Source organism: Suttonella indologenes (assembly GCF_900460215.1).
Taxonomy (GTDB): Bacteria; Pseudomonadota; Gammaproteobacteria; order Cardiobacteriales; family Cardiobacteriaceae; genus Suttonella; species Suttonella indologenes.
In genome coordinates this window covers 186,512-213,184 of record NZ_UHIA01000003.1, presented here as the reverse complement: position 1 = coordinate 213,184, position 26,673 = coordinate 186,512, and the positions used below count along the sequence as shown (strand labels likewise).

The 26,673-nt window shown below is 47.7% G+C and carries 12 protein-coding genes; 7 read left to right on the top strand and 5 right to left on the bottom strand.

Annotation, left to right across the window (positions count from 1 at the left end; all coding sequences use genetic code 11):
- Nucleotides 1-10 precede the first annotated feature (10 nt).
- Nucleotides 11-16,162, top strand: a complete 16,152-nt coding sequence (locus tag DYC63_RS01355; RefSeq protein WP_115217592.1) for an Ig-like domain-containing protein — start codon at nucleotides 11-13, stop codon at nucleotides 16,160-16,162.
- 146 nt (nucleotides 16,163-16,308) lie between these two features.
- Here the strand turns inward: DYC63_RS01355 and DYC63_RS01350 are convergent, their stop codons facing one another.
- Both DYC63_RS01350 and DYC63_RS12495 read right to left on the bottom strand, forming a co-directional pair.
- On the bottom strand, nucleotides 16,309-17,244 hold the full coding sequence (locus DYC63_RS01350; protein ID WP_115217591.1) for an L-lactate dehydrogenase: 936 nt from the start codon (nucleotides 17,242-17,244) through the stop codon (nucleotides 16,309-16,311).
- Between the two features lie 144 nt (nucleotides 17,245-17,388).
- Nucleotides 17,389-17,706, bottom strand: coding sequence for a hypothetical protein (locus DYC63_RS12495; protein WP_172459359.1), 318 nt, complete (start codon nucleotides 17,704-17,706; stop codon nucleotides 17,389-17,391).
- Nucleotides 17,707-17,735: 29 nt separating this feature from the next.
- Here DYC63_RS12495 and DYC63_RS01345 point away from each other — a divergent pair, with 29 nt between their 5' ends.
- Entirely contained in the window at nucleotides 17,736-18,104 is a 369-nt protein-coding gene (locus tag DYC63_RS01345) for a hypothetical protein (RefSeq protein WP_115217590.1), read from the top strand.
- Between the two features lie 161 nt (nucleotides 18,105-18,265).
- On the opposite strand, the gene DYC63_RS01340 is transcribed toward DYC63_RS01345, so the two are convergent.
- From DYC63_RS01340 to DYC63_RS01330, 3 genes are read right to left on the bottom strand one after another with little or no spacing between them, the layout of a single operon-like run.
- Complete coding sequence (locus tag DYC63_RS01340) at nucleotides 18,266-18,544, bottom strand: type II toxin-antitoxin system YafQ family toxin (protein WP_115217589.1); 279 nt, start codon at nucleotides 18,542-18,544, stop codon at nucleotides 18,266-18,268.
- Nucleotides 18,541-18,822 (bottom strand): type II toxin-antitoxin system RelB/DinJ family antitoxin, encoded by a 282-nt coding sequence (locus DYC63_RS01335; RefSeq protein WP_115217588.1) that lies wholly within the window; start codon nucleotides 18,820-18,822, stop codon nucleotides 18,541-18,543. The genes DYC63_RS01340 and DYC63_RS01335 overlap by 4 nt, the downstream gene beginning before the upstream one ends.
- Before the next feature lie 46 nt (nucleotides 18,823-18,868).
- Nucleotides 18,869-19,558: a phosphoglycolate phosphatase gene (locus DYC63_RS01330; protein ID WP_115217587.1), complete on the bottom strand. Its 690-nt coding sequence runs from the start codon at nucleotides 19,556-19,558 to the stop codon at nucleotides 18,869-18,871.
- 575 nt (nucleotides 19,559-20,133) lie between these two features.
- Between DYC63_RS01330 and DYC63_RS01320 the strand changes: the two genes are divergently transcribed.
- From DYC63_RS01320 to DYC63_RS01300, 5 genes are all read left to right on the top strand, one after another.
- Nucleotides 20,134-21,876, top strand: a complete 1,743-nt coding sequence (locus tag DYC63_RS01320) for a dipeptide ABC transporter ATP-binding protein (protein WP_115217585.1) — start codon at nucleotides 20,134-20,136, stop codon at nucleotides 21,874-21,876.
- A 22-nt stretch (nucleotides 21,877-21,898) separates the two neighbouring features.
- Nucleotides 21,899-23,458, top strand: a complete 1,560-nt coding sequence (locus DYC63_RS01315) for an ABC transporter substrate-binding protein (protein ID WP_115217584.1) — start codon at nucleotides 21,899-21,901, stop codon at nucleotides 23,456-23,458.
- Nucleotides 23,459-23,525: 67 nt separating this feature from the next.
- A complete protein-coding gene (locus tag DYC63_RS01310) occupies nucleotides 23,526-24,515 on the top strand; it encodes an ABC transporter permease (protein ID WP_115217583.1) in 990 nt (329 codons plus the stop codon).
- Nucleotides 24,512-25,420 (top strand): ABC transporter permease, encoded by a 909-nt coding sequence (locus DYC63_RS01305; protein ID WP_115217582.1) that lies wholly within the window; start codon nucleotides 24,512-24,514, stop codon nucleotides 25,418-25,420. Before DYC63_RS01310 ends, DYC63_RS01305 begins: the two co-directional genes overlap by 4 nt.
- Nucleotides 25,421-25,423: 3 nt before the next feature.
- Nucleotides 25,424-26,668, top strand: coding sequence for a glutamate-5-semialdehyde dehydrogenase (locus DYC63_RS01300; RefSeq protein ID WP_172459358.1), 1,245 nt, complete (start codon nucleotides 25,424-25,426; stop codon nucleotides 26,666-26,668).
- The last annotated feature ends 5 nt before the right edge of the window (nucleotides 26,669-26,673 follow it).

Sequence of the window (26,673 nt, the reverse complement as noted above, 5' to 3'; positions counted from 1 at the left end):
GTAAAAACACATGGCAACAATCACAGTATCCATCCAACAAGGCAACAACACCCTTAACAGCCACCGCCTCGCCACAGAAAACACAGAAGCCCTACGCATCCAAGCGCAAAAAAACGTCAACTACCTATTAACAGACGAAAGCACAGGCTTCGCCCCTGAAAACCTCACCGCCACCCGACACGGCAAAGACCTGCATATCGCCTTCGAAGGCAGCCAAGAAGCCGACCTCATCATTGAAAACTACTACGAAGACGGCAACAACAACCTCCTCATCGGCCTACACGAAAACGGTCAATACTACGCCTACATTCCGGAATCGGCGAACAACCTCGACATCGTCACCCAACTGGCCGAACAAGTCTCGGCAGGACAAGCCCTAGGCGGCGAAGCACTGAGCGCAGCCGTATTTAACTCCGCATTCAACCCCGCCTGGCTCTTCCTTCCCCTCGCCATCGGCGGCATAGCCGCAGCAGCCGGCGGCGGCAGCAGCAGCAATAATGGCGGCGGCAGCAATAATAATAACAACAGCGTAATAGCAAGCCCCGACATCGAACCCAGCACCAATAATGCTGAGAACAAATTTGACGGCGGCGCCAGCGTGATACCTAGCGCTAATGCCGGCACACTCAACATCAGCTACCTCGACCACAACGGCAAAAAAATAGAAATTAAAGCGACTAAAAGCGATCATGACAACGATCCTTCTACCCCTGCCATCTGGACGGCAACCGACCAAAACGGCAAAACATTGCCAAATGCCCAAGACCCTAACAGCCCTTGGATAGACCCGACAAGCGGCAAAGTAACCCTGCCGCCCAACAGCGTACCAAACGGCGAAACAGTGAGCGCCGAGCAAAGCATTGACGGCAAAAACAGCAGCCCTGCGACAGAAAAAATCACCGACCAAATCCCGCCGAATGCACTGCACATCAGCGTCGACCAAGACAGCGGCAAAGTCAGCATTGATCCAAACACAGATCCAAGCACGACACAAACAAGCATTACTTATATTAACGACCAAGGCGAAGAAACAACCGTTATTACCGCCAAAGGCGACCATGACAATAATCCGAACACGCCGGATACTTGGGCGGTAGTGGATGAGAACGGCGAAGAAATTTCAAACTCAGATGTTGAAATCGATTCGAGAACAGGAACCATTACCATTGCCGGCGAAAAAATCAAAGCGGAAAGCAAAATCGAAGCGAAAGCCTCAGACGGTCTCAATATTAGCCAGCCTGCAACAGCCTACGAACCGGCAGCGCCTCAACCGCGCATTACCGCCAACATCGACGGCAGCGCCACCGTAGACGCACTCAAAAACGTAAAAGATTCGACCCTCGAGATTTCAGGCACCTACGCACAACCGCAAGCAGGCATAGACACATTCAAATTCACTCTGAACTGGGACGGCATAAAATGGGCGGCCCAAAATACGAGCGACCCCATTACAGTCGGAACCGACCCTGCTGACGGCAAACCCATCGTCACCGTTAACGCAGGCGTTGCCAAAGACGGCAGCCAAATCACAGCCATTCAAAAGGTTCCCGGACTTGGACAAGGTAAACATGAAGTCACCATGCGCGATCAAATCCCCGAGCCGCAGGTCATTGACAACAGCGACGGCTCCGTCAGCATCACGCCGAAAACAAGCAAAATCGCAGAACCGACAGAAGTCACCATCACCTACACCGATGAAAGCGGTGCAGAGAAAACCGTGACTGTTAGCAAAGATCCGAACAACAACAAATGGACATCATCGAATCCTAACATCACAGCAAACCCTATCACAGGGGCAGTCACCCTTCCCGAGTCAAGCGTACAAGACGGCTCAACCGTCAGCGCCAAACAAAAAGTAACACTCACAGACCCTAACACCCAAAAACAAACAAGCGTCGTCAGCAGCGACGAAACCGTCATTGCCGGCAACGCAATCCCTAATCCTGAAATCATCGCCAACAACGACGGCTCCGTCAGCATCAAACCCAGCGACACCGCCAAGCAAACCACCATCAACTACACCGACGAAAACGGCAAAGAACAAGAAAAAACCTTCACCAAAGAAGATACCAATGGCGACGGCAGACCGGACACTTGGAAAGACAATGACCCTAACGACAAAGTCAGCATCGACCCGATGACCGGCGAAATCACCATCCCTGCCGACGAAGTCAAAGACGACAGCACCGCTACCGCCACCCAAACCCTGCTTAACGACACACAAGGAACCGGACAAACCACCGCCAAAGCCCAAAACGGCGACAGCAGCACCACCGTCAAACCGGACATCAAAGCAGGACCGGACGGCTCAGCCATCGTCACCCTGCACCCGGATGCCGAAAAAAGCACCATCACCTACACCGATGAAAAAGGCAAAGGCAAAATCGTCACCGTCAGCAAAGACCCCAAAACCAATGAATGGACAAGCAGCGATCCGAAAGTCAGCATCGATGCAAGCGGTGAAAAACCCGTCATCACCGTCGCCGGCACAGACATCAAAGACGGATCAACCGTCACCGCCACCCAAAGCACCGCCGCAGGCGCCAGCGCCCCTGTCAGCGTTAAAGTAGCGGACAATACACCTGAGCCGACAATTAAAGCCAAAGAAAACGGCAGCGTAAGCGTGACGCCGAGCAAAAAAGCGACAGAAGTCAACATCCGCTACACCGATGAAAGCGGTGCAGAGAAAACCGCGACTGTTAGCAAAGATCTCAATACCAACGAATGGACAAGCAACAATCCTTCAGTCAGCGTAGACAAAGACAAAGGCACCGTTAGCATACCTGCGGATAAAGTCAAAGACGGCAGTGAAGTCACCGCCAACCAAACCGTTGACGGACAGAAAAGCAATGATGCTACTGATCGCGCCAAAGAAAATGACACCGCAGACAAACCGAGCAAACCTGGCGACTCAAACGGAGACGGAGTTGTTAACGAACAAGACGACTCACCGAAAACTACCGACATACCGGTCAAACAAGCCGACGGAACAACCCAACCAGAACCTACGGCGAAAAATACCGATGGCAAACCGAACATTGTCTTTGTAGACGATGCGGATAAAAACGGCACATTGAGCGATGCGGAAATTGGCACAGACAATAAAGTTCAGGCAGCCATTACCATTCCTGACAAAACCCAAGCAGGAGATAAAATAGCGGTAAGCATCAACGGTGCTGCAAAAGAAGTGACCTTAACGGATGCAGACATCCAAACAGGTCATATTGTGGTAGACGTTCCGACAGTAGACGAGAATGGTAAAAAACTGGCAGAAGTATCAGTAAAAGCCAAAGCTGTCACTGCAGATGGAAAACACGAATCCGGAGAAGGCGAGGAAAAAGCCTCAGTAGCAGCCACCAAACCTGGCGACTCAAACGGAGACGGAGTTGTTAACGAACAAGACGACTCACCGAAAACTACCGACATACCGGTCAAACAAGCCGACGGAACAACCCAACCAGAACCTACGGCGAAAAATACCGATGGCAAACCGAACATTGTCTTTGTAGACGATGCGGATAAAAACGGCACATTGAGCGATGCGGAAATTGGCACAGACAATAAAGTTCAGGCAGCCATTACCATTCCTGACAAAACCCAAGCAGGAGATAAAATAGCGGTAAGCATCAACGGTGGTGCTGTAAAAGAAGTGACCTTAACGGATGCAGACATCCAAACAGGTCATATTGTGGTAGACGTTCCGACAGTAGACGAGAATGGTAAAAAACTGGCAGAAATATCAGTAAAAGCCAAAGCTGTCACTGCAGATGGAAAACACGAATCCGGAGAAGGCGAGGAAAAAGCCTCAGTAGCAGCCACCAAACCTGGCGACTCAAACGGAGACGGAGTTGTTAACGAACAAGACGACTCACCGAAAACTACCGACATACCGGTCAAACAAGCCGACGGAACAACCCAACCAGAACCTACGGCGAAAAATACCGATGGCAAACCGAACATTGTCTTTGTAGACGATGCGGATAAAAACGGCACATTGAGCGATGCGGAAATTGGCACAGACAATAAAGTTCAGGCAGCCATTACCATTCCTGACAAAACCCAAGCAGGAGATAAAATAGCGGTAAGCATCAACGGTGCTGCAAAAGAAGTGACCTTAACGGATGCAGACATCCAAACAGGTCATATTGTGGTAGACGTTCCGACAGTAGACGAGAATGGTAAAAAACTGGCAGAAATATCAGTAAAAGCCAAAGCTGTCACTGCAGATGGAAAACACGAATCCGGAGAAGGCGAGGAAAAAGCCTCAGTAGCAGCCACCAAACCTGGCGACTCAAACGGAGACGGAGTTGTTAACGAACAAGACGACTCACCGAAAACTACCGACATACCGGTCAAACAAGCCGACGGAACAACCCAACCAGAACCTACGGCGAAAAATACCGATGGCAAACCGAACATTGTCTTTGTAGACGATGCGGATAAAAACGGCAAATTGAGCGATGCGGAAATTGGCACAGACAATAAAGTTCAGGCAGCCATTACCATTCCTGACAAAACCCAAGCAGGAGATAAAATAGCGGTAAGCATCAACGGTGGTGCTGTAAAAGAAGTGACCTTAACGGATGCAGACATCCAAACAGGTCATATTGTGGTAGACGTTCCGACAGTAGACGAGAATGGTAAAAAACTGGCAGAAATATCAGTAAAAGCCAAAGCTGTCACTGCAGATGGAAAACACGAATCCGGAGAAGGCGAGGAAAAAGCCTCAGTAGCAGCCACCAAACCTGGCGACTCAAACGGAGACGGAGTTGTTAACGAACAAGACGACTCACCGAAAACTACCGACATACCGGTCAAACAAGCCGACGGAACAACCCAACCAGAACCTACGGCGAAAAATACCGATGGCAAACCGAACATTGTCTTTGTAGACGATGCGGATAAAAACGGCACATTGAGCGATGCGGAAATTGGCACAGACAATAAAGTTCAGGCAGCCATTACCATTCCTGACAAAACCCAAGCAGGAGATAAAATAGCGGTAAGCATCAACGGTGCTGCAAAAGAAGTGACCTTAACGGATGCAGACATCCAAACAGGTCATATTGTGGTAGACGTTCCGACAGTAGACGAGAATGGTAAAAAACTGGCAGAAATATCAGTAAAAGCCAAAGCTGTCACTGCAGATGGAAAACACGAATCCGGAGAAGGCGAGGAAAAAGCCTCAGTAGCAGCCACCAAACCTGGCGACTCAAACGGAGACGGAGTTGTTAACGAACAAGACGACTCACCGAAAACTACCGACATACCGGTCAAACAAGCCGACGGAACAACCCAACCAGAACCTACGGCGAAAAATACCGATGGCAAACCGAACATTGTCTTTGTAGACGATGCGGATAAAAACGGCAAATTGAGCGATGCGGAAATTGGCACAGACAATAAAGTTCAGGCAGCCATTACCATTCCTGACAAAACCCAAGCAGGAGATAAAATAGCGGTAAGCATCAACGGTGGTGCTGTAAAAGAAGTGACCTTAACGGATGCAGACATCCAAACAGGTCATATTGTGGTAGACGTTCCGACAGTAGACGAGAATGGTAAAAAACTGGCAGAAATATCAGTAAAAGCCAAAGCTGTCACTGCAGATGGAAAACACGAATCCGGAGAAGGCGAGGAAAAAGCCTCAGTAGCAGCCACCAAACCTGGCGACTCAAACGGAGACGGAGTTGTTAACGAACAAGACGACTCACCGAAAACTACCGACATACCGGTCAAACAAGCCGACGGAACAACCCAACCAGAACCTACGGCGAAAAATACCGATGGCAAACCGAACATTGTCTTTGTAGACGATGCGGATAAAAACGGCATATTGAACGATGCGGAAATTGGCACAGACAATAAAGTTCAGGCAGCCATTACCATTCCTGACAAAACCCAAGCAGGAGATAAAATAGCGGTAAGCATCAACGGTGGTGCTGTAAAAGAAGTGACCTTAACGGATGCAGACATCCAAACAGGTCATATTGTGGTAGACGTTCCGACAGTAGACGAGAATGGTAAAAAACTGGCAGAAATATCAGTAAAAGCCAAAGCTGTCACTGCAGATGGAAAACACGAATCCGGAGAAGGCGAGGAAAAAGCCTCAGTAGCAGCCACCAAACCTGGCGACTCAAACGGAGACGGAGTTGTTAACGAACAAGACGACTCACCGAAAACTACCGACATACCGGTCAAACAAGCCGACGGAACAACCCAACCAGAACCTACGGCGAAAAATACCGATGGCAAACCGAACATTGTCTTTGTAGACGATGCGGATAAAAACGGCACATTGAGCGATGCGGAAATTGGCACAGACAATAAAGTTCAGGCAGCCATTACCATTCCTGACAAAACCCAAGCAGGAGATAAAATAGCGGTAAGCATCAACGGTGCTGCAAAAGAAGTGACCTTAACGGATGCAGACATCCAAACAGGTCATATTGTGGTAGACGTTCCGACAGTAGACGAGAATGGTAAAAAACTGGCAGAAGTATCAGTAAAAGCCAAAGCTGTCACTGCAGATGGAAAACACGAATCCGGAGAAGGCGAGGAAAAAGCCTCAGTAGCAGCCACCAAACCTGGCGACTCAAACGGAGACGGAGTTGTTAACGAACAAGACGACTCACCGAAAACTACCGACATACCGGTCAAACAAGCCGACGGAACAACCCAACCAGAACCTACGGCGAAAAATACCGATGGCAAACCGAACATTGTCTTTGTAGACGATGCGGATAAAAACGGCACATTGAGCGATGCGGAAATTGGCACAGACAATAAAGTTCAGGCAGCCATTACCATTCCTGACAAAACCCAAGCAGGAGATAAAATAGCGGTAAGCATCAACGGTGGTGCTGTAAAAGAAGTGACCTTAACGGATGCAGACATCCAAACAGGTCATATTGTGGTAGACGTTCCGACAGTAGACGAGAATGGTAAAAAACTGGCAGAAATATCAGTAAAAGCCAAAGCTGTCACTGCAGATGGAAAACACGAATCCGGAGAAGGCGAGGAAAAAGCCTCAGTAGCAGCCACCAAACCTGGCGACTCAAACGGAGACGGAGTTGTTAACGAACAAGACGACTCACCGAAAACTACCGACATACCGGTCAAACAAGCCGACGGAACAACCCAACCAGAACCTACGGCGAAAAATACCGATGGCAAACCGAACATTGTCTTTGTAGACGATGCGGATAAAAACGGCACATTGAGCGATGCGGAAATTGGCACAGACAATAAAGTTCAGGCAGCCATTACCATTCCTGACAAAACCCAAGCAGGAGATAAAATAGCGGTAAGCATCAACGGTGCTGCAAAAGAAGTGACCTTAACGGATGCAGACATCCAAACAGGTCATATTGTGGTAGACGTTCCGACAGTAGACGAGAATGGTAAAAAACTGGCAGAAATATCAGTAAAAGCCAAAGCTGTCACTGCAGATGGAAAACACGAATCCGGAGAAGGCGAGGAAAAAGCCTCAGTAGCAGCCACCAAACCTGGCGACTCAAACGGAGACGGAGTTGTTAACGAACAAGACGACTCACCGAAAACTACCGACATACCGGTCAAACAAGCCGACGGAACAACCCAACCAGAACCTACGGCGAAAAATACCGATGGCAAACCGAACATTGTCTTTGTAGACGATGCGGATAAAAACGGCAAATTGAGCGATGCGGAAATTGGCACAGACAATAAAGTTCAGGCAGCCATTACCATTCCTGACAAAACCCAAGCAGGAGATAAAATAGCGGTAAGCATCAACGGTGGTGCTGTAAAAGAAGTGACCTTAACGGATGCAGACATCCAAACAGGTCATATTGTGGTAGACGTTCCGACAGTAGACGAGAATGGTAAAAAACTGGCAGAAATATCAGTAAAAGCCAAAGCTGTCACTGCAGATGGAAAACACGAATCCGGAGAAGGCGAGGAAAAAGCCTCAGTAGCAGCCACCAAACCTGGCGACTCAAACGGAGACGGAGTTGTTAACGAACAAGACGACTCACCGAAAACTACCGACATACCGGTCAAACAAGCCGACGGAACAACCCAACCAGAACCTACGGCGAAAAATACCGATGGCAAACCGAACATTGTCTTTGTAGACGATGCGGATAAAAACGGCACATTGAGCGATGCGGAAATTGGCACAGACAATAAAGTTCAGGCAGCCATTACCATTCCTGACAAAACCCAAGCAGGAGATAAAATAGCGGTAAGCATCAACGGTGCTGCAAAAGAAGTGACCTTAACGGATGCAGACATCCAAACAGGTCATATTGTGGTAGACGTTCCGACAGTAGACGAGAATGGTAAAAAACTGGCAGAAATATCAGTAAAAGCCAAAGCTGTCACTGCAGATGGAAAACACGAATCCGGAGAAGGCGAGGAAAAAGCCTCAGTAGCAGCCACCAAACCTGGCGACTCAAACGGAGACGGAGTTGTTAACGAACAAGACGACTCACCGAAAACTACCGACATACCGGTCAAACAAGCCGACGGAACAACCCAACCAGAACCTACGGCGAAAAATACCGATGGCAAACCGAACATTGTCTTTGTAGACGATGCGGATAAAAACGGCACATTGAGCGATGCGGAAATTGGCACAGACAATAAAGTTCAGGCAGCCATTACCATTCCTGACAAAACCCAAGCAGGAGATAAAATAGCGGTAAGCATCAACGGTGCTGCAAAAGAAGTGACCTTAACGGATGCAGACATCCAAACAGGTCATATTGTGGTAGACGTTCCGACAGTAGACGAGAATGGTAAAAAACTGGCAGAAATATCAGTAAAAGCCAAAGCTGTCACTGCAGATGGAAAACACGAATCCGGAGAAGGCGAGGAAAAAGCCTCAGTAGCAGCCACCAAACCTGGCGACTCAAACGGAGACGGAGTTGTTAACGAACAAGACGACTCACCGAAAACTACCGACATACCGGTCAAACAAGCCGACGGAACAACCCAACCAGAACCTACGGCGAAAAATACCGATGGCAAACCGAACATTGTCTTTGTAGACGATGCGGATAAAAACGGCAAATTGAGCGATGCGGAAATTGGCACAGACAATAAAGTTCAGGCAGCCATTACCATTCCTGACAAAACCCAAGCAGGAGATAAAATAGCGGTAAGCATCAACGGTGGTGCTGTAAAAGAAGTGACCTTAACGGATGCAGACATCCAAACAGGTCATATTGTGGTAGACGTTCCGACAGTAGACGAGAATGGTAAAAAACTGGCAGAAATATCAGTAAAAGCCAAAGCTGTCACTGCAGATGGAAAACACGAATCCGGAGAAGGCGAGGAAAAAGCCTCAGTAGCAGCCACCAAACCTGGCGACTCAAACGGAGACGGAGTTGTTAACGAACAAGACGACTCACCGAAAACTACCGACATACCGGTCAAACAAGCCGACGGAACAACCCAACCAGAACCTACGGCGAAAAATACCGATGGCAAACCGAACATTGTCTTTGTAGACGATGCGGATAAAAACGGCACATTGAGCGATGCGGAAATTGGCACAGACAATAAAGTTCAGGCAGCCATTACCATTCCTGACAAAACCCAAGCAGGAGATAAAATAGCGGTAAGCATCAACGGTGGTGCTGTAAAAGAAGTGACCTTAACGGATGCAGACATCCAAACAGGTCATATTGTGGTAGACGTTCCGACAGTAGACGAGAATGGTAAAAAACTGGCAGAAATATCAGTAAAAGCCAAAGCTGTCACTGCAGATGGAAAACACGAATCCGGAGAAGGCGAGGAAAAAGCCTCAGTAGCAGCCACCAAACCTGGCGACTCAAACGGAGACGGAGTTGTTAACGAACAAGACGACTCACCGAAAACTACCGACATACCGGTCAAACAAGCCGACGGAACAACCCAACCAGAACCTACGGCGAAAAATACCGATGGCAAACCGAACATTGTCTTTGTAGACGATGCGGATAAAAACGGCACATTGAGCGATGCGGAAATTGGCACAGACAATAAAGTTCAGGCAGCCATTACCATTCCTGACAAAACCCAAGCAGGAGATAAAATAGCGGTAAGCATCAACGGTGCTGCAAAAGAAGTGACCTTAACGGATGCAGACATCCAAACAGGTCATATTGTGGTAGACGTTCCGACAGTAGACGAGAATGGTAAAAAACTGGCAGAAGTATCAGTAAAAGCCAAAGCTGTCACTGCAGATGGAAAACACGAATCCGGAGAAGGCGAGGAAAAAGCCTCAGTAGCAGCCACCAAACCTGGCGACTCAAACGGAGACGGAGTTGTTAACGAACAAGACGACTCACCGAAAACTACCGACATACCGGTCAAACAAGCCGACGGAACAACCCAACCAGAACCTACGGCGAAAAATACCGATGGCAAACCGAACATTGTCTTTGTAGACGATGCGGATAAAAACGGCACATTGAGCGATGCGGAAATTGGCACAGACAATAAAGTTCAGGCAGCCATTACCATTCCTGACAAAACCCAAGCAGGAGATAAAATAGCGGTAAGCATCAACGGTGGTGCTGTAAAAGAAGTGACCTTAACGGATGCAGACATCCAAACAGGTCATATTGTGGTAGACGTTCCGACAGTAGACGAGAATGGTAAAAAACTGGCAGAAATATCAGTAAAAGCCAAAGCTGTCACTGCAGATGGAAAACACGAATCCGGAGAAGGCGAGGAAAAAGCCTCAGTAGCAGCCACCAAACCTGGCGACTCAAACGGAGACGGAGTTGTTAACGAACAAGACGACTCACCGAAAACTACCGACATACCGGTCAAACAAGCCGACGGAACAACCCAACCAGAACCTACGGCGAAAAATACCGATGGCAAACCGAACATTGTCTTTGTAGACGATGCGGATAAAAACGGCACATTGAGCGATGCGGAAATTGGCACAGACAATAAAGTTCAGGCAGCCATTACCATTCCTGACAAAACCCAAGCAGGAGATAAAATAGCGGTAAGCATCAACGGTGCTGCAAAAGAAGTGACCTTAACGGATGCAGACATCCAAACAGGTCATATTGTGGTAGACGTTCCGACAGTAGACGAGAATGGTAAAAAACTGGCAGAAATATCAGTAAAAGCCAAAGCTGTCACTGCAGATGGAAAACACGAATCCGGAGAAGGCGAGGAAAAAGCCTCAGTAGCAGCCACCAAACCTGGCGACTCAAACGGAGACGGAGTTGTTAACGAACAAGACGACTCACCGAAAACTACCGACATACCGGTCAAACAAGCCGACGGAACAACCCAACCAGAACCTACGGCGAAAAATACCGATGGCAAACCGAACATTGTCTTTGTAGACGATGCGGATAAAAACGGCAAATTGAGCGATGCGGAAATTGGCACAGACAATAAAGTTCAGGCAGCCATTACCATTCCTGACAAAACCCAAGCAGGAGATAAAATAGCGGTAAGCATCAACGGTGGTGCTGTAAAAGAAGTGACCTTAACGGATGCAGACATCCAAACAGGTCATATTGTGGTAGACGTTCCGACAGTAGACGAGAATGGTAAAAAACTGGCAGAAATATCAGTAAAAGCCAAAGCTGTCACTGCAGATGGAAAACACGAATCCGGAGAAGGCGAGGAAAAAGCCTCAGTAGCAGCCACCAAACCTGGCGACTCAAACGGAGACGGAGTTGTTAACGAACAAGACGACTCACCGAAAACTACCGACATACCGGTCAAACAAGCCGACGGAACAACCCAACCAGAACCTACGGCGAAAAATACCGATGGCAAACCGAACATTGTCTTTGTAGACGATGCGGATAAAAACGGCACATTGAGCGATGCGGAAATTGGCACAGACAATAAAGTTCAGGCAGCCATTACCATTCCTGACAAAACCCAAGCAGGAGATAAAATAGCGGTAAGCATCAACGGTGCTGCAAAAGAAGTGACCTTAACGGATGCAGACATCCAAACAGGTCATATTGTGGTAGACGTTCCGACAGTAGACGAGAATGGTAAAAAACTGGCAGAAGTATCAGTAAAAGCCAAAGCTGTCACTGCAGATGGAAAACACGAATCCGGAGAAGGCGAGGAAAAAGCCTCAGTAGCAGCCACCAAACCTGGCGACTCAAACGGAGACGGAGTTGTTAACGAACAAGACGACTCACCGAAAACTACCGACATACCGGTCAAACAAGCCGACGGAACAACCCAACCAGAACCTACGGCGAAAAATACCGATGGCAAACCGAACATTGTCTTTGTAGACGATGCGGATAAAAACGGCACATTGAGCGATGCGGAAATTGGCACAGACAATAAAGTTCAGGCAGCCATTACCATTCCTGACAAAACCCAAGCAGGAGATAAAATAGCGGTAAGCATCAACGGTGCTGCAAAAGAAGTGACCTTAACGGATGCAGACATCCAAACAGGTCATATTGTGGTAGACGTTCCGACAGTAGACGAGAATGGTAAAAAACTGGCAGAAATATCAGTAAAAGCCAAAGCTGTCACTGCAGATGGAAAACACGAATCCGGAGAAGGCGAGGAAAAAGCCTCAGTAGCAGCCACCAAACCTGGCGACTCAAACGGAGACGGAGTTGTTAACGAACAAGACGACTCACCGAAAACTACCGACATACCGGTCAAACAAGCCGACGGAACAACCCAACCAGAACCTACGGCGAAAAATACCGATGGCAAACCGAACATTGTCTTTGTAGACGATGCGGATAAAAACGGCAAATTGAGCGATGCGGAAATTGGCACAGACAATAAAGTTCAGGCAGCCATTACCATTCCTGACAAAACCCAAGCAGGAGATAAAATAGCGGTAAGCATCAACGGTGGTGCTGTAAAAGAAGTGACCTTAACGGATGCAGACATCCAAACAGGTCATATTGTGGTAGACGTTCCGACAGTAGACGAGAATGGTAAAAAACTGGCAGAAATATCAGTAAAAGCCAAAGCTGTCACTGCAGATGGAAAACACGAATCCGGAGAAGGCGAGGAAAAAGCCTCAGTAGCAGCCACCAAACCTGGCGACTCAAACGGAGACGGAGTTGTTAACGAACAAGACGACTCACCGAAAACTACCGACATACCGGTCAAACAAGCCGACGGAACAACCCAACCAGAACCTACGGCGAAAAATACCGATGGCAAACCGAACATTGTCTTTGTAGACGATGCGGATAAAAACGGCACATTGAGCGATGCGGAAATTGGCACAGACAATAAAGTTCAGGCAGCCATTACCATTCCTGACAAAACCCAAGCAGGAGATAAAATAGCGGTAAGCATCAACGGTGGTGCTGTAAAAGAAGTGACCTTAACGGATGCAGACATCCAAACAGGTCATATTGTGGTAGACGTTCCGACAGTAGACGAGAATGGTAAAAAACTGGCAGAAATATCAGTAAAAGCCAAAGCTGTCACTGCAGATGGAAAACACGAATCCGGAGAAGGCGAGGAAAAAGCCTCAGTAGCAGCCACCAAACCTGGCGACTCAAACGGAGACGGAGTTGTTAACGAACAAGACGACTCACCGAAAACTACCGACATACCGGTCAAACAAGCCGACGGAACAACCCAACCAGAACCTACGGCGAAAAATACCGATGGCAAACCGAACATTGTCTTTGTAGACGATGCGGATAAAAACGGCACATTGAGCGATGCGGAAATTGGCACAGACAATAAAGTTCAGGCAGCCATTACCATTCCTGACAAAACCCAAGCAGGAGATAAAATAGCGGTAAGCATCAACGGTGCTGCAAAAGAAGTGACCTTAACGGATGCAGACATCCAAACAGGTCATATTGTGGTAGACGTTCCGACAGTAGACGAGAATGGTAAAAAACTGGCAGAAGTATCAGTAAAAGCCAAAGCTGTCACTGCAGATGGAAAACACGAATCCGGAGAAGGCGAGGAAAAAGCCTCAGTAGCAGCCACCAAACCTGGCGACTCAAACGGAGACGGAGTTGTTAACGAACAAGACGACTCACCGAAAACTACCGACATACCGGTCAAACAAGCCGACGGAACAACCCAACCAGAACCTACGGCGAAAAATACCGATGGCAAACCGAACATTGTCTTTGTAGACGATGCGGATAAAAACGGCATATTGAACGATGCGGAAATTGGCACAGACAAAAAAGTTCAGGCAGCCATTACCATTCCTGACAAAACCCAAGCAGGAGATAAAATAGCGGTAAGCATCAACGGTGGTGCTGTAAAAGAAGTGACCTTAACGGATGCAGACATCCAAACAGGTCATATTGTGGTAGACGTTCCGACAGTAGACGAGAATGGTAAAAAACTGGCAGAAATATCAGTAAAAGCCAAAGCTGTCACTGCAGATGGAAAACGCGAATCCGGAGAAGGCGAGAAAACAGCAGCATTGATGGGTAAGTTGACTGTTTCTATTGAAGGTAAAGATAACTTGACCGATGAGGATTCGAGTAAGCTACCAACAAATTATGATAAAGATAAATTTATAGGTAAAGTCAATAATTCTAAAGGTTTAAATTATGAAAATCTTACTACAGGTTTGACTAACGATAGTAATATTAAATTTACAGTCACTCTGCAGCGGGAGATGACTGATAAAGAAAAAGTTACTATCGTTCGTCAGACAGTCGTTAGAGATAAAGATGGCAATATTATTAGTGTTGGTAAAGAAGAGGAAATTAAAAGTTTAACTAATAAAGATAAATTTGTTTTTGATGCGACTGATAACAAGTTCAAATTTAACTTTGAGGATTCAATGTTAAAAGGTATAGAGACTTATGGCACAGAATATCGTTATACTGCTAAAGTCAAAGATGGCAATACTCTTATATCTGACCCGTCAGTACTAAATTTAAAATTAGATACAATAGTAGAAGCTTTTAATATGATCAGTGCAAGTAACAATAGAACTGGCTATATCTTTGAAGGAAAAACAGAGAAAGGTTCTAAAATTCATCTTACTTATGAAGATACAAATGGTGTGACAAAAACCCTTGATGCGACAGTAGGAGATGAAGGTCAATTTAACTTCACAATACCAAACGATTGGAAAAGAAATTCAAAAAATGCGGTGCTAACGATAACTGATGCTGCGGGTAATGTTTCGCAAACTAATTTGTCATATATCAAAAGACTATATGTTGATATGAATACTGAAAACGCATTAAGCTTTGTAACTCAGAATAATCCTATCGGTTCACAACGCACATCCACCGACAAAAATCAAGCTCATATTATGTCTGATGATAATGATTGGGTGTTTATTGGTGGCACAATTGGTACACAGTGGAAAGCGCCTAATATTGATATGTCAGGTGGAGATGATTACCTATTCGTTGATGGTAATATTACCTCTGGACCTAAAATTGACATGGGTTCAGGAAATGATAAATTAGAAGTTAAGGGTGGTTTTGCTGCAGGTTTTTACAGTATTAAACTTGGTAATGGCAATGATATTTTAGATATTGCTACTAATATTGATAATAGTGTAACAGCAGATATTGATGCTGGTGCAGGTAATGATATTTTCCGTATTGGTGGTAACTGGGATGGAAAAGGTACAGTTGACTTTGGTGCTGGTGATGATATTGCAACCATCGGTGGCTATATCGCAGGTGCTAAGACTATCGACTTTGGTGAAGGTAATGATGTTCTGATTGTTAATGGTAAAGCACCAGCAATTATTCCTGGAACTCCTTCAATTTATGGTAATAACACCATTACTATGGGGGCAGGAAATGATACGGTTGTAGTTAAAGGTAAAATTACTGCAACTAAGCTTGATGCAGGTGATGGTTATGATATTTTGCGCTTCTCTGATGAAGGTGTTGAACAAAATCTAAGTAATATTGTTAATTTTGAACTGATTGATTTGACTGGATCGCAAAAAGGAGCTAATAGGCTAAACATTTCAATTGATGATGTTTTGAAAAACGGTGATACTGTTACTGAAATTGATGGTGTTTCTTATAAAGGTCTGTTTATCAATGGTACAAGTAGTGATACGGTTGACTTAGGTAATAATGGTGATCGTGGTCTAGGCGGTTTCGAAAAAACTACTGAAAATGTTCCAAATGGCTATAAGGCTTATTGGGATGGAAGCAATAAAGAAAGTTTGATTTTCATTCAGAATGATATCAATATTATCTAAGCAGCCTGAAAAGTTATCCGATTTCATCTGATAGCTTTTTAAAAGCAACCGCAGCGGATTTCCGCTGCGGTTTTTTTATTGCTTGAATTAAAAATTTATAGAGCAGATTATTTCATATTTTTATAATTTTGGTTTTCAATTATCCCTTACACAAGCAGTTTGCCGTTTTCAATCAGCCCTTGCTGTGATTGGCGCAGGATGTCGGCGCTGTGTTGCAGTTGCCGGCGTTCCGCTTCGCTTAGGGCGGGCATCAGGCTGTGCATAATGCCTTCTTTGCCGACGACGTTGGGCAGTGCCAAACTGAGTCCGAATTCGCTGATGCCGCTGACGGTCATCACGGCGCGGCTGTCTTTTAATACGGCTTCCACGATTTTCGCCACAGCGGCGCCGATGCCGTAGTAGGTGGCTTGTTTGCCGGCGATAATGGTGCCGGCGGCGCCGCGGACTTTTTCTTCTATGCGTTTGGCATCTGCTGCTGTCCAGTCTTTATTGATGGTGGCGAGGTAGTCTTTAACGGAGAGGCCGGCAATTTGCGCATGCGCCCAACATAATACGGAGGAGTCGCCGTGTTCGCCTAGGACGTTGGCATGGATGTAGCGCGGGCTGACGCCGCTTTCGCGTCCGAGCAGGTCGCGAAAACGTGCGGTGTCTAGCACGGTGCCTGTGCCTAAGACGCGTTGCGGTTGCGGATGCAGGGTGCGGGTGACGTCGGTCATGATGTCGACCGGATTGGTCGCGACGATGACGACGGCTTCAGGCGCCATGGTGACAATTTGCGGCACGATGGATTTAAAGATTTCGGCATTGCGCGTTAAAAGGGCGAGGCGGGATTCGCCGGGTTTTTGGTTGACGCCTGCGGCGATGACGATGACGGCGGAGCCTTTGATGTCGACGTAGTCGCCGCTATGTACGCGTACGCCGCTGGCGACTGCCGCACCGTGTGAGATGTCGGCCGCTTCTGCTTTTGCGCGGTCGCGGTTGGCGTCCACTAATAATAGATCGCTGCATATGCCTTGCAGGGCAAGGGCGAAGGCTGAGCTGGCGCCTACAAATCCTGTGCCGATAACGCTGACTTTTGTCATGTGTGTCTCCTGTTTATGAAAAGGCTTATTTTAACGGTATTGTTTTGCCGATAGGAATATTTTTCTTAGGCTCTAGTCTAGCCTTGTTAAATGTTTCTATTGATTTTCTCATATTCTAAAAATAGAATAATCTCAAGTTTAAAATCAATAGAAGTCGTCTATGAAAGAAAAAATATACATAATAATCATTTCGTTACTTTCACTTTTCAGCTCTATATCCTCCGCACATACAGTGTTTGCTCCTAATGGACAAGCCATGATATTTGTTTGTTCTCGTTGTGGTTCTCTATAGTCGGAGAAGTGAAAAAGTAGTACAAGGCGGCGAGCCGCAGACAGTACAGATAGTACGGCAAGGCGAGCCAACGCCGTAATACTTTTCAATTCTTCGACTATAGATGAAAATTGGCAATCTCCAATTGGAAATTTATGCGCGTGGTGCTTCATAAAATATTCGGCTTTCATCCTTCTCATTTCAAATAAATTAAATAGATATGATAAATAAGACGGGGAAATTGTCTCCTCATGCCCTCATTGAATTTGATTTGATGATTAAAGGAGATAAGGATGTATCTTTTTTTTACGGTGAAATAGAGAACAATAGCACTGTGGATAAAAGATTTTTTCACTTAAAACCAGAATATGGAATTGAAAAACTAGATAAAAAATCCGAGTTTCCTATCCATATTTTTTATAGAAAAGAAAAAAAATACAAGGCGTTATTTTTATTTAATATATTAGAAGCAACGCTCTTTAACAAAGATCAAATTTTCCTAAAAGAATTAGAGATTATTACAGGCAGTTTATTGGGATATTCTAAAGAAGATATAGAGTTATATCTTGAAAAAAATGGACTGAATTAATGAAAATTAATGTAGAACAACATTGTTTTATATATAAAAAAGCCCACAGAGTGGGCTAATGTCATTGATTGAAATGGTTTGTCTCTACTATTTTAGAAAAACCACCAGTTCTTACACTGATGACTTGTAATGATTCAGAAAACTTGGAAAAACTAAGTAGATCAACCAAATAATTCAGAATGAGAACCTAAACGCGCCAAATGCAGCTTGTCGCCACGAATGGCATATACAAGCAACAAATCAGGTTTAACATGGCATTCTCGGTAGTCATCTAAATCGCCTTTAAGTTGATGATCGCAGTATTTTTCTGCTAATGGCAAATCATTCAGCAAACAATACATGACTTCCGTCCAATTTTCAGTTAGTAGCTCTGCTATATTTTTCTTTGCTTCTCGCCTAAATTGAGCTGTGGGTATTGGTTTTCTTTTGTTCACACTCATGACTTCTCAATATCCCGCATCATATCTTCCAAACTGTTGTACGCTTTTGCTGTTTCAAACTCTTTTCTAGCATCAATTAAGCTTTTGCGTGTTGCTTCGCTATAGGTTTTAGAATTCGCATTATGCGTGAATGAAAGCGGAATAGTGCGTGTATCTGCAACTTGATGTAAAAACAGTTTGATTGCTTGCGCTGGCGCTAAACCGTAGCTCTCAAAGACTGAGAAAGCTCGGTCACGCAAATTTTGATCTATGCGAATATTATAGTTTGTAGTGGTCATTGCTTTACTCCTGCTTGATGTTTGTTTTACACTTGACGTACAAATACTAAACCTCTACTTTATTTTTGGCAAGCATTTCTTGCAGCTTCTCAAAGGAGTCGATTTGATAATCGGGCGTGGTTGCCGGATTGTTGATAAGCGCTTCGTTGTCGCAGTAGCCGTAGCTGACGAAGAGGGTAGGGCTGCCGGCGGCTTTGGCGGAGAGCATGTCGTTGGGCGAGTCGCCGACCATAAGAACTTGCTCGGGTGCGAGATTGAAGTCTTTGGCGACGCCTAGAATTTGGTCGGGCGCAGGTTTATGCACGGGCAGGGTGTCGCCGCCGTAAATGGCGGCGAAGTATTCGATGATGCCGTAGTGTTCGAGGATTTTTCTGGCATGTCTTTCGATTTTATTGGTGACAAGGGCAATGCGGATGTCGCGTGCCTGCAAGGCGGCAAGGGTTTCTTTGACATGAGGGTAGAGTTGGGTGCGGTTGGTGAAATGTTCGCCGTAGTAGGCGATATGGATGGCAAGGGCTTCTTCAATGCGGGCTTCGTCTGTGCCATTAAAATCCGCGGTGAGAGCGCGGTGCATGAGATGGGTGACGCCGTCGCCGATGAAGGTTTCAATCAGGCTTTCTTCTAAGGGCGGCATGCCGAAATGGGCGCGCACGGTATTGGCGCTGTCGGCTAAATCGGGTAGGGAGTGGATAAGGGTGCCGTCGAGGTCGAAGGCAATGGCTTGAATGTTTTTCATCAAAATTTCCTTATTGCTTAAAACCCCTCCCTTTAGGGAGGATAATCTTGTGGGAGAGGTGTAAGCTCTTCCAATTCAGGGCAACACGTAGAGCGACGCTTTCTGTGTCGCTCTGTGTGTTGAAACATGTTCGGCAGGCTTGTCATGACTTAAGCTGTCGATGCTCTCTATGTCTTGTATAGTCGAAGAATTGAAAAAGTATTACGGACTTGGCTCGCCTTGCCGTACTATCTGTACTGTCTGCGGCTCGCCGCCTTGTACTAATTTTCACTTCTCCGACTATATATTGCTTTTTTTAGCCATAGCTGTTCCTTGTGCTGGGGTTTGCCAGTGTAGCAAATTGCTTTAAGGATAAAAAAGATTTTTCACCAAAATTTCCTTACTGGTTGAAGCCCCTTCCTTTAGGGAGGATAATCTGTGGGAGAGGTGTAACCTCTTCCAATTCAGGGCAACACGTAGAGCGACGCTTTATGTGTCGCTCTGTGTGTTGAAACATCTGTTGCAAAAATGATGCAAAAGCGCAATCTTTGCGGTAAGGTATCACTTCTTTTCTTCAAAAAAAACGATATAGAGGCATGAACGAGGCTTTATCCGCAAGCGCGCCGCTGCTGACGGTGCGCGATTTACAAGTCAGCTATCCTTCGCGGCACGGGCGTTTCGATGCCGTGAAAGCGGTGTCTTTCGATTTATACGCAGGCGAGATTTTAGGCATTGTCGGCGAGTCCGGCGCTGGTAAATCCACGATTGGCAATGCGATTGCCGGTTTGCTGACGCCGCCGGGCTATGTGGCGGGCGGCGAGGTCTTTTTAGACGGTAAGGATTTGCGCCGCTTATCCGAGAACGAATTGCGCTTGGTGCGCGGCAAGGATATCGGCTTTATTTTCCAAGACCCGATGACTTCTTTAAATCCGCTGTTGACGATCGGCGAGCAATTGATGGAGCCGATGCTTCTGTATTTGCCGCTGACGGCGGCGCAGGCGCGGCAAAAAGCGCTGGAATTATTAGCGGCGGTGGGCATCAGCGAGCCGGAAGTGCGTATGGGGCAATATCCGCATCAGTTTTCGGGCGGCATGCGTCAGCGCGTGGTGATTGCGATTGCTTTGGCGACCGAGCCGAAATTCGTGATTGCCGATGAGCCGACCACGGCTTTGGACGTCTCGATTCAAGACCAAATTCTGCAATTGCTGCGCAAGCTCTGCCGCGAGCAGAATGTGGGCTGTATTTTAGTCACGCACGATATGGGCGTGGTGGCTTCGGTAACCGACCGCGTGATGGTGACTTATCGCGGCGCTTTGATGGAAATCGGGGCGACGAAGCAGGTGTTGCGCCGTCCGCAGCATGATTACACCAAAAGTCTGATTTCCGCCGTACCGCCTTCTACGCATAAAATCGCGCGTTTTCCGTTGGTTACCTATATCGAAGCCGGCACGGAGCATCAGCAGGCGGTGCTGGATTTGCAAAGCCATTGGCTGGGGCAGAAAGAAGCGGTGCAGACGGCGGATTATGCCGGCGGTATTTTGCAGGTGCGCGATGTCTCGCTGCGTTTTTGCACTCGCCATTCTTTGTTCCCGAGCAAACGCCGCTATGTGCAGGCGGTCAATCAGGTCAGCTTTTCAATTGCCAAAGGCGAGAGTTTCGGCTTGGTGGGCGAATCCGGCTCGGGTAAATCAACCATTGCCCGCATTATCACGGGTTTATATGCACCCGATAGCGGGCAAATTATCTTTGAAGACCGCGATTTAACGGCTTTAAGCAGCGAAAAAGCGCGTCTGCCCTATCGTCGCGAAATGCAAATGGTCTTCCAAAATCCTTATTCTTCGCTTAATCCGCGCATGAAAGTCAAAGACATCATTGCCGAGCCGATGCTCTTCCATCAATTGGCGGATAGCGCCCAAGCGCGGCAGGTGGTGCAGGATTTGATTGATTATGTCGGACTGGCGGCTAATGCCGGCGACAAATATCCGCATGAATTTTCCGGCGGGCAGCGGCAGCGGATTTCGATTGCCCGCGCCCTTGCCACGCGTCCGCGGCTGCTGATTTGCGATGAACCCACTTCTGCTTTGGATGTGTCGGTGCAGGCGCAAATTTTAAATCTGCTCAAAGATTTGCAGTCGGAATTGGGCTTGACGATGCTCTTTATCAGCCATGATTTGCCGGTCATACGGCAAATGTGCGACCGTATCGGCGTGATGAAATTCGGGCAATTGCTCGAAATTGGCGACAGCGACCGCATTTTCGAGCAGGCGGAAAACGACTATACGCGCGAATTGATTGCCCTCATGCCGCGTTTTGAACAAACCAGCCCTGCTGGACTGTAACCACTACTCAATAGGAGACAACATGAAAAAAACCTTACTCAGCGCTGCTATGGCGGCTTCATTCCTTTCATGGGCGCAGGCGGCGAATATTACCATCGCTTATGATTCCGACCCCGTATCTATGGACCCGATGGAGCAATTATCCAACGGCACTTTGCAAATGGCGCACATGATTTTCGAGCCATTGGTGCGGATCAGCGCCGATTTGGAGCCGCAGGCGCGTTTGGCGGAAAAATGGGAATACCTCGACCCTGAAAATCCGACCGTGATGCGCTTTTATTTGCGCAAAGACGTGAAATTCCACAGCGGCAATCCTTTTACTGCCGATGATGTGATTTTCAGCTTTAACCGCGTTAAAACTTCCGCCGATTTCAAAGGTTTGTATGAATCTTATGAAGGCATGGAAAAAGTCGATGATTACACCGTCGATTTGAAATTCAAACAGCCTTATCCGCTGGTGCTGAACAATATTTCCTACCTCTTTATCATGGACAGCAAGCACTACAGCGGTAATGACGATAAAGGTCGTGCCAAAGATTTATTGGAAAAAAGCACCGGCACTTTCGCCTCGACCACGCCTTCCGGCACCGGGCCGTTCAAATTGGACAGCCGCACGCAGGGGCAACGCAGCGTCTATAGCGCTTTCGGCGATTATTGGAACAAAGCCAATCGTGGTAACGTCGATAAAATCACGCTGGTAACGATTAAAGAAAACGCCACGCGCCTATCCGCTCTGCTTTCCGGCGATGTGGACTGGATTTATCCGGTGCCGCCGACTGATGTGGAGCGCATTCAAAAATCAGACAAACATCAGCTTTTATCATTAGCCGGTGACCGCCTCATCGCCATTCAGATGAACCAAAACGTGGTGCCTGAATTCAAAGATGTGCGCGTGCGTCAGGCGGTGGTGCATGCCGTGAACAGCGAAGGCATTGTAGAAAAAATCATGCGCGGCAACGGTACGGCAGGGGCGCAATTCTCGCCTGAAGGCTATAGCGGCTACAAACCCGAATTGAAACCGCGCTTTGATTTGAACAAAGCTCAAGCCTTGATGAAAGAAGCCGGCATGGAAAAAGGCTTCAGCGTAACTATGATTACGCCGAACGACCGCTATGTGAATGATGAGAAAATCGCGCAAACCGTCTCGGCGATGTTGGCAAAAATCAATGTGAAAGTGAATTTGAACGCCATGCCGAAAGCACAATATTGGGATGAATTCGATAAATGCGCCGCCGGCTTACAGCTTGTGGGCTGGTCATCCGATACCGGCGATTCCGCCAATTACAGCGAATTTTTGACCATGACGCGCGATGCCGACACCGGCATGGGACAATACAACTGTAACGGCTACAGCAATCCGAAGCTCGACGAGTTGGTGCGCCAAGCCAATGTCGAAACCGATATTGAAAAACGTAAGTCCCTGCTGCGCGAAGTGGCGCAAATCGAATTTGACGATGCGGTCGTGATTCCCCTGCATTGGGAAAACCTCAATTGGGGCATGAGCAAACGTTTTGAAAATTTTGAAGAAATCGTCAATTTGAAAAACTATCCCTATTGGGAAGAACTCAAAGTGAAAGAATAAGCCTTTCCACTTTATCCGCCTGTCTTAAGACAGGCGGATTTTTCCCTTTTTGACCTTAAAGAACACTATGTTGACTTTTTTGCTTAAACGCCTCGCGCAATTACTGATTGTGATGCTGGCAATTTCCTTTATCGCCTTTGCCATTCAAAGCAAATTGGGCGATCCTGTGGCGCAGATGTCGGGCATGATGACTTCCAATGCCGAAAAAGAACTGCTGCGCGAACGCATGGGGCTGAACGATCCCTTCCTGAGCCAATACGGACGCTATCTTAGCAATATCGTTACTGCCGGCGATTTCGGCGACAGCTATTTTTTAAAACGCCCCACCTTAGAACTGATTTTGCAGGCGCTGCCCGCCACCTTGGAATTGGTGCTGGCAAGCTCCTTTATCGTCATCGGCTTATCCATTCCCTTAGGCATTTACGCCGCCATTCATCCGCGCAATTGGCTGACGAAAATCATCATGGGCATTTCAACGGTCGGCATCTCCATACCGGTATTTTTGACCGCGATTTTATTGCTCTTTGTCTTCTCGCAATGGCTGGGCTGGCTGCCTTCCTACGGACGCGGCGAAACGGTGGCATTTTTCGGCGGCGCTTTGAGCTTGGGCATTCTGACATGGGACGGCTTTTTGCATCTCATTTTGCCGGCGATTGCCTTATCCACCATCATGCTGCCGCTGTTCATCCGCTTGGTGCGCAGCGAAATGATGGAAAGTTTGGGGCAGGAATACATCCGCTTTGCCCGCGCCAAAGGCTTGCCCAAGCGCAAAATTTATTACCGCCACGCCCTGAAAAACACCATGTTGCCGGTAATTACCGTCGGCGGCGTGCAATTAGGCACGATGATTGCCTACACCATTCTCACGGAACGCGTGTTCGAATGGCCGGGCATGGGCAATTTATTCCTTGAAGCGATTAACCGCGCCGATATTCCTTTGATTACCACCTATATCGTCTTTGTAGGATTTATCTTTGTGATGACCAATACCATTGTGGATTTAATTTACGGACTGATTGATCCGCGCGTCAGCATCGGCGGAGGCAAGGCAAAATGAAAGCATTCTTAGCCAGTGATTTTTTCTACTATTTCAAGCGCGATAAAGTCGCGATTTTGTCCTTTCTGATTTTATTCGGCATGATTGTCTTGGCGTTTTTCGCCCCCGTCTTGGCGCCGCACAATCCCTATGATTTGGCGACCATCGACATCATGGATGCGGAATTGCCGCCGCTGGGCTTGGACGGCGCGCAAAGCCACTTTTTGCTTGGCACGGACGAGCAGGGACGCGACATGCTTTCCACCATGATGTACGGGCTGCGCACCTCCCTGACCATCGGTATTTTCGCCGTTGCTCTGCAAATGCTGCTGGGGGTCGTCATCGGCTTGCTCGCCGCCTATTACGGCGGTTGGCTGGATAATCTCCTGATGCGGGTTGCCGATATTCAGCTGTCTTTCTCCACTTTAATGGTTGCCATCATTATTTCCGCGATTTTCAAAACCGCCTTCGGCACGGCGTTTTTTGTCGCCCATGCAGTCAGCATCTTGGTCATCATTATCGGCATTTCCGAATGGCCGCAGTATGCGCGCACCATCCGCGCCACCGCTTTGGCGGAAAAAAGCAAAGAATATGTGGAAGCGGCGAAAGTCATGGGCTTTAGCTCGCCGCGGATTATGTTCCGCCATATGCTGCCCAACTGTCTCTCGCCGATTTTAGTCATTTCCACCGTGCAAATCGCTAATGCCGTGATGAGCGAAGCCGCCTTATCCTTCTTAGGCTTGGGCATGCCGCCCGACAAACCTTCGCTGGGTTCTCTGATTTCCAACGGCTTTGAGTACATCAGCAGCGGCTCGTGGTGGATTACGCTCTTTCCGGGTATTGTCTTGGTTGTGCTGACCTTAAGCGTCAATCTGCTTGGCGACTGGCTGCGCGATGTCTTTAATCCCAAATTGTATAAAGGATAAAAAATGACGCTCATCGACAGCTTAGGCAAACAGGCCAAAGCGGCAGCCCCCTTGATTGCCGCCGCCTCCACTACACAGAAAAATCGGGCTTTGCAGCATTTGGCGCAGGAATTGGAGGCGCAGGCGCAGCACATCTTGGCAGTGAATGCACAGGATATGCAGGCGGCAGGCGAAAAAGGCTTGGATGCGGCTTTGGCAGAACGTCTGGAACTCAATCCCAAGCGGATTGAAAGCATGATTGACGGCGTGCGCCAAATCGCCGCCTTGCCCGATCCCATCGGCGAAATTGCAGCCATGAAAACCAATGCCAAACGCTTGCAAGTGGGCAGAATGCGCGTGCCGCTGGGTGTTATCGGGATTATTTACGAATCGCGCCCCAATGTGAGTATCGATGCCGCCGCCCTGTGTTTGAAATCGGGCAATGCCGTGATTTTGCGCGGCGGTTCGGAAGCCCTGAATACCAATCTGGTCTTGCAAGACTGCATTGAGCGCAGTTTGCAGGCGGCAGGTTTGCCAATCGCCGCCGTGCAGATGATTAAAGACAGCGACCGCCGCCATGTGCAGGATTTGCTGCAAGCGGCGGATTATGTCGATGTGCTAATTCCTCGCGGCGGCAAAGGCTTGGTCAAACTGGTTAGCGAGCAGGCACGCATGCCCGTGATTAAGCATTTGGACGGCATCTGCCATATTTATGTGGACAAAGCGGCGGATATGGACAAGGCATTGCGCATCGTCGATAACGGCAAAACCTACCGCTACGGCATCTGCGGCGCTACCGAAACCCTGCTGGTACATCAAGACATTGCCGCCGTCTTTCTGCCGTCAATTGCGGAAATATTTGTCAGTAAAGGCGTGGAAATTCGCGCTTGTGAGCAAACTTGTCAACTCCTGCCGCAAGCAAAATCTGCTGTTGAAGAGGATTGGCGCAGCGAATATCTCGCGCCTATCATCAGCGTGAAAATTGTCGCCGATATCGACAGCGCCATCGCGCATATCGAAGCCTACGGCTCACATCACACCGATGCGATTGTGACGGAAAATCTCGCCGCCGCGCAGCAATTCCTGCGCCAAGTGGATTCTGCCAGCGTGATGCTCAATACGCCGACCTGCTTTGCTGACGGCTATGAATACGGCTTGGGCGCGGAAATCGGCATCTCGACCGATAAAATTCATTGGCGCGGGCCGGTGGGATTGGAAGGCTTGACTAGCCAGAAATTCATCATCATCAGCGACGGGATTACGCGTTAGGCGCA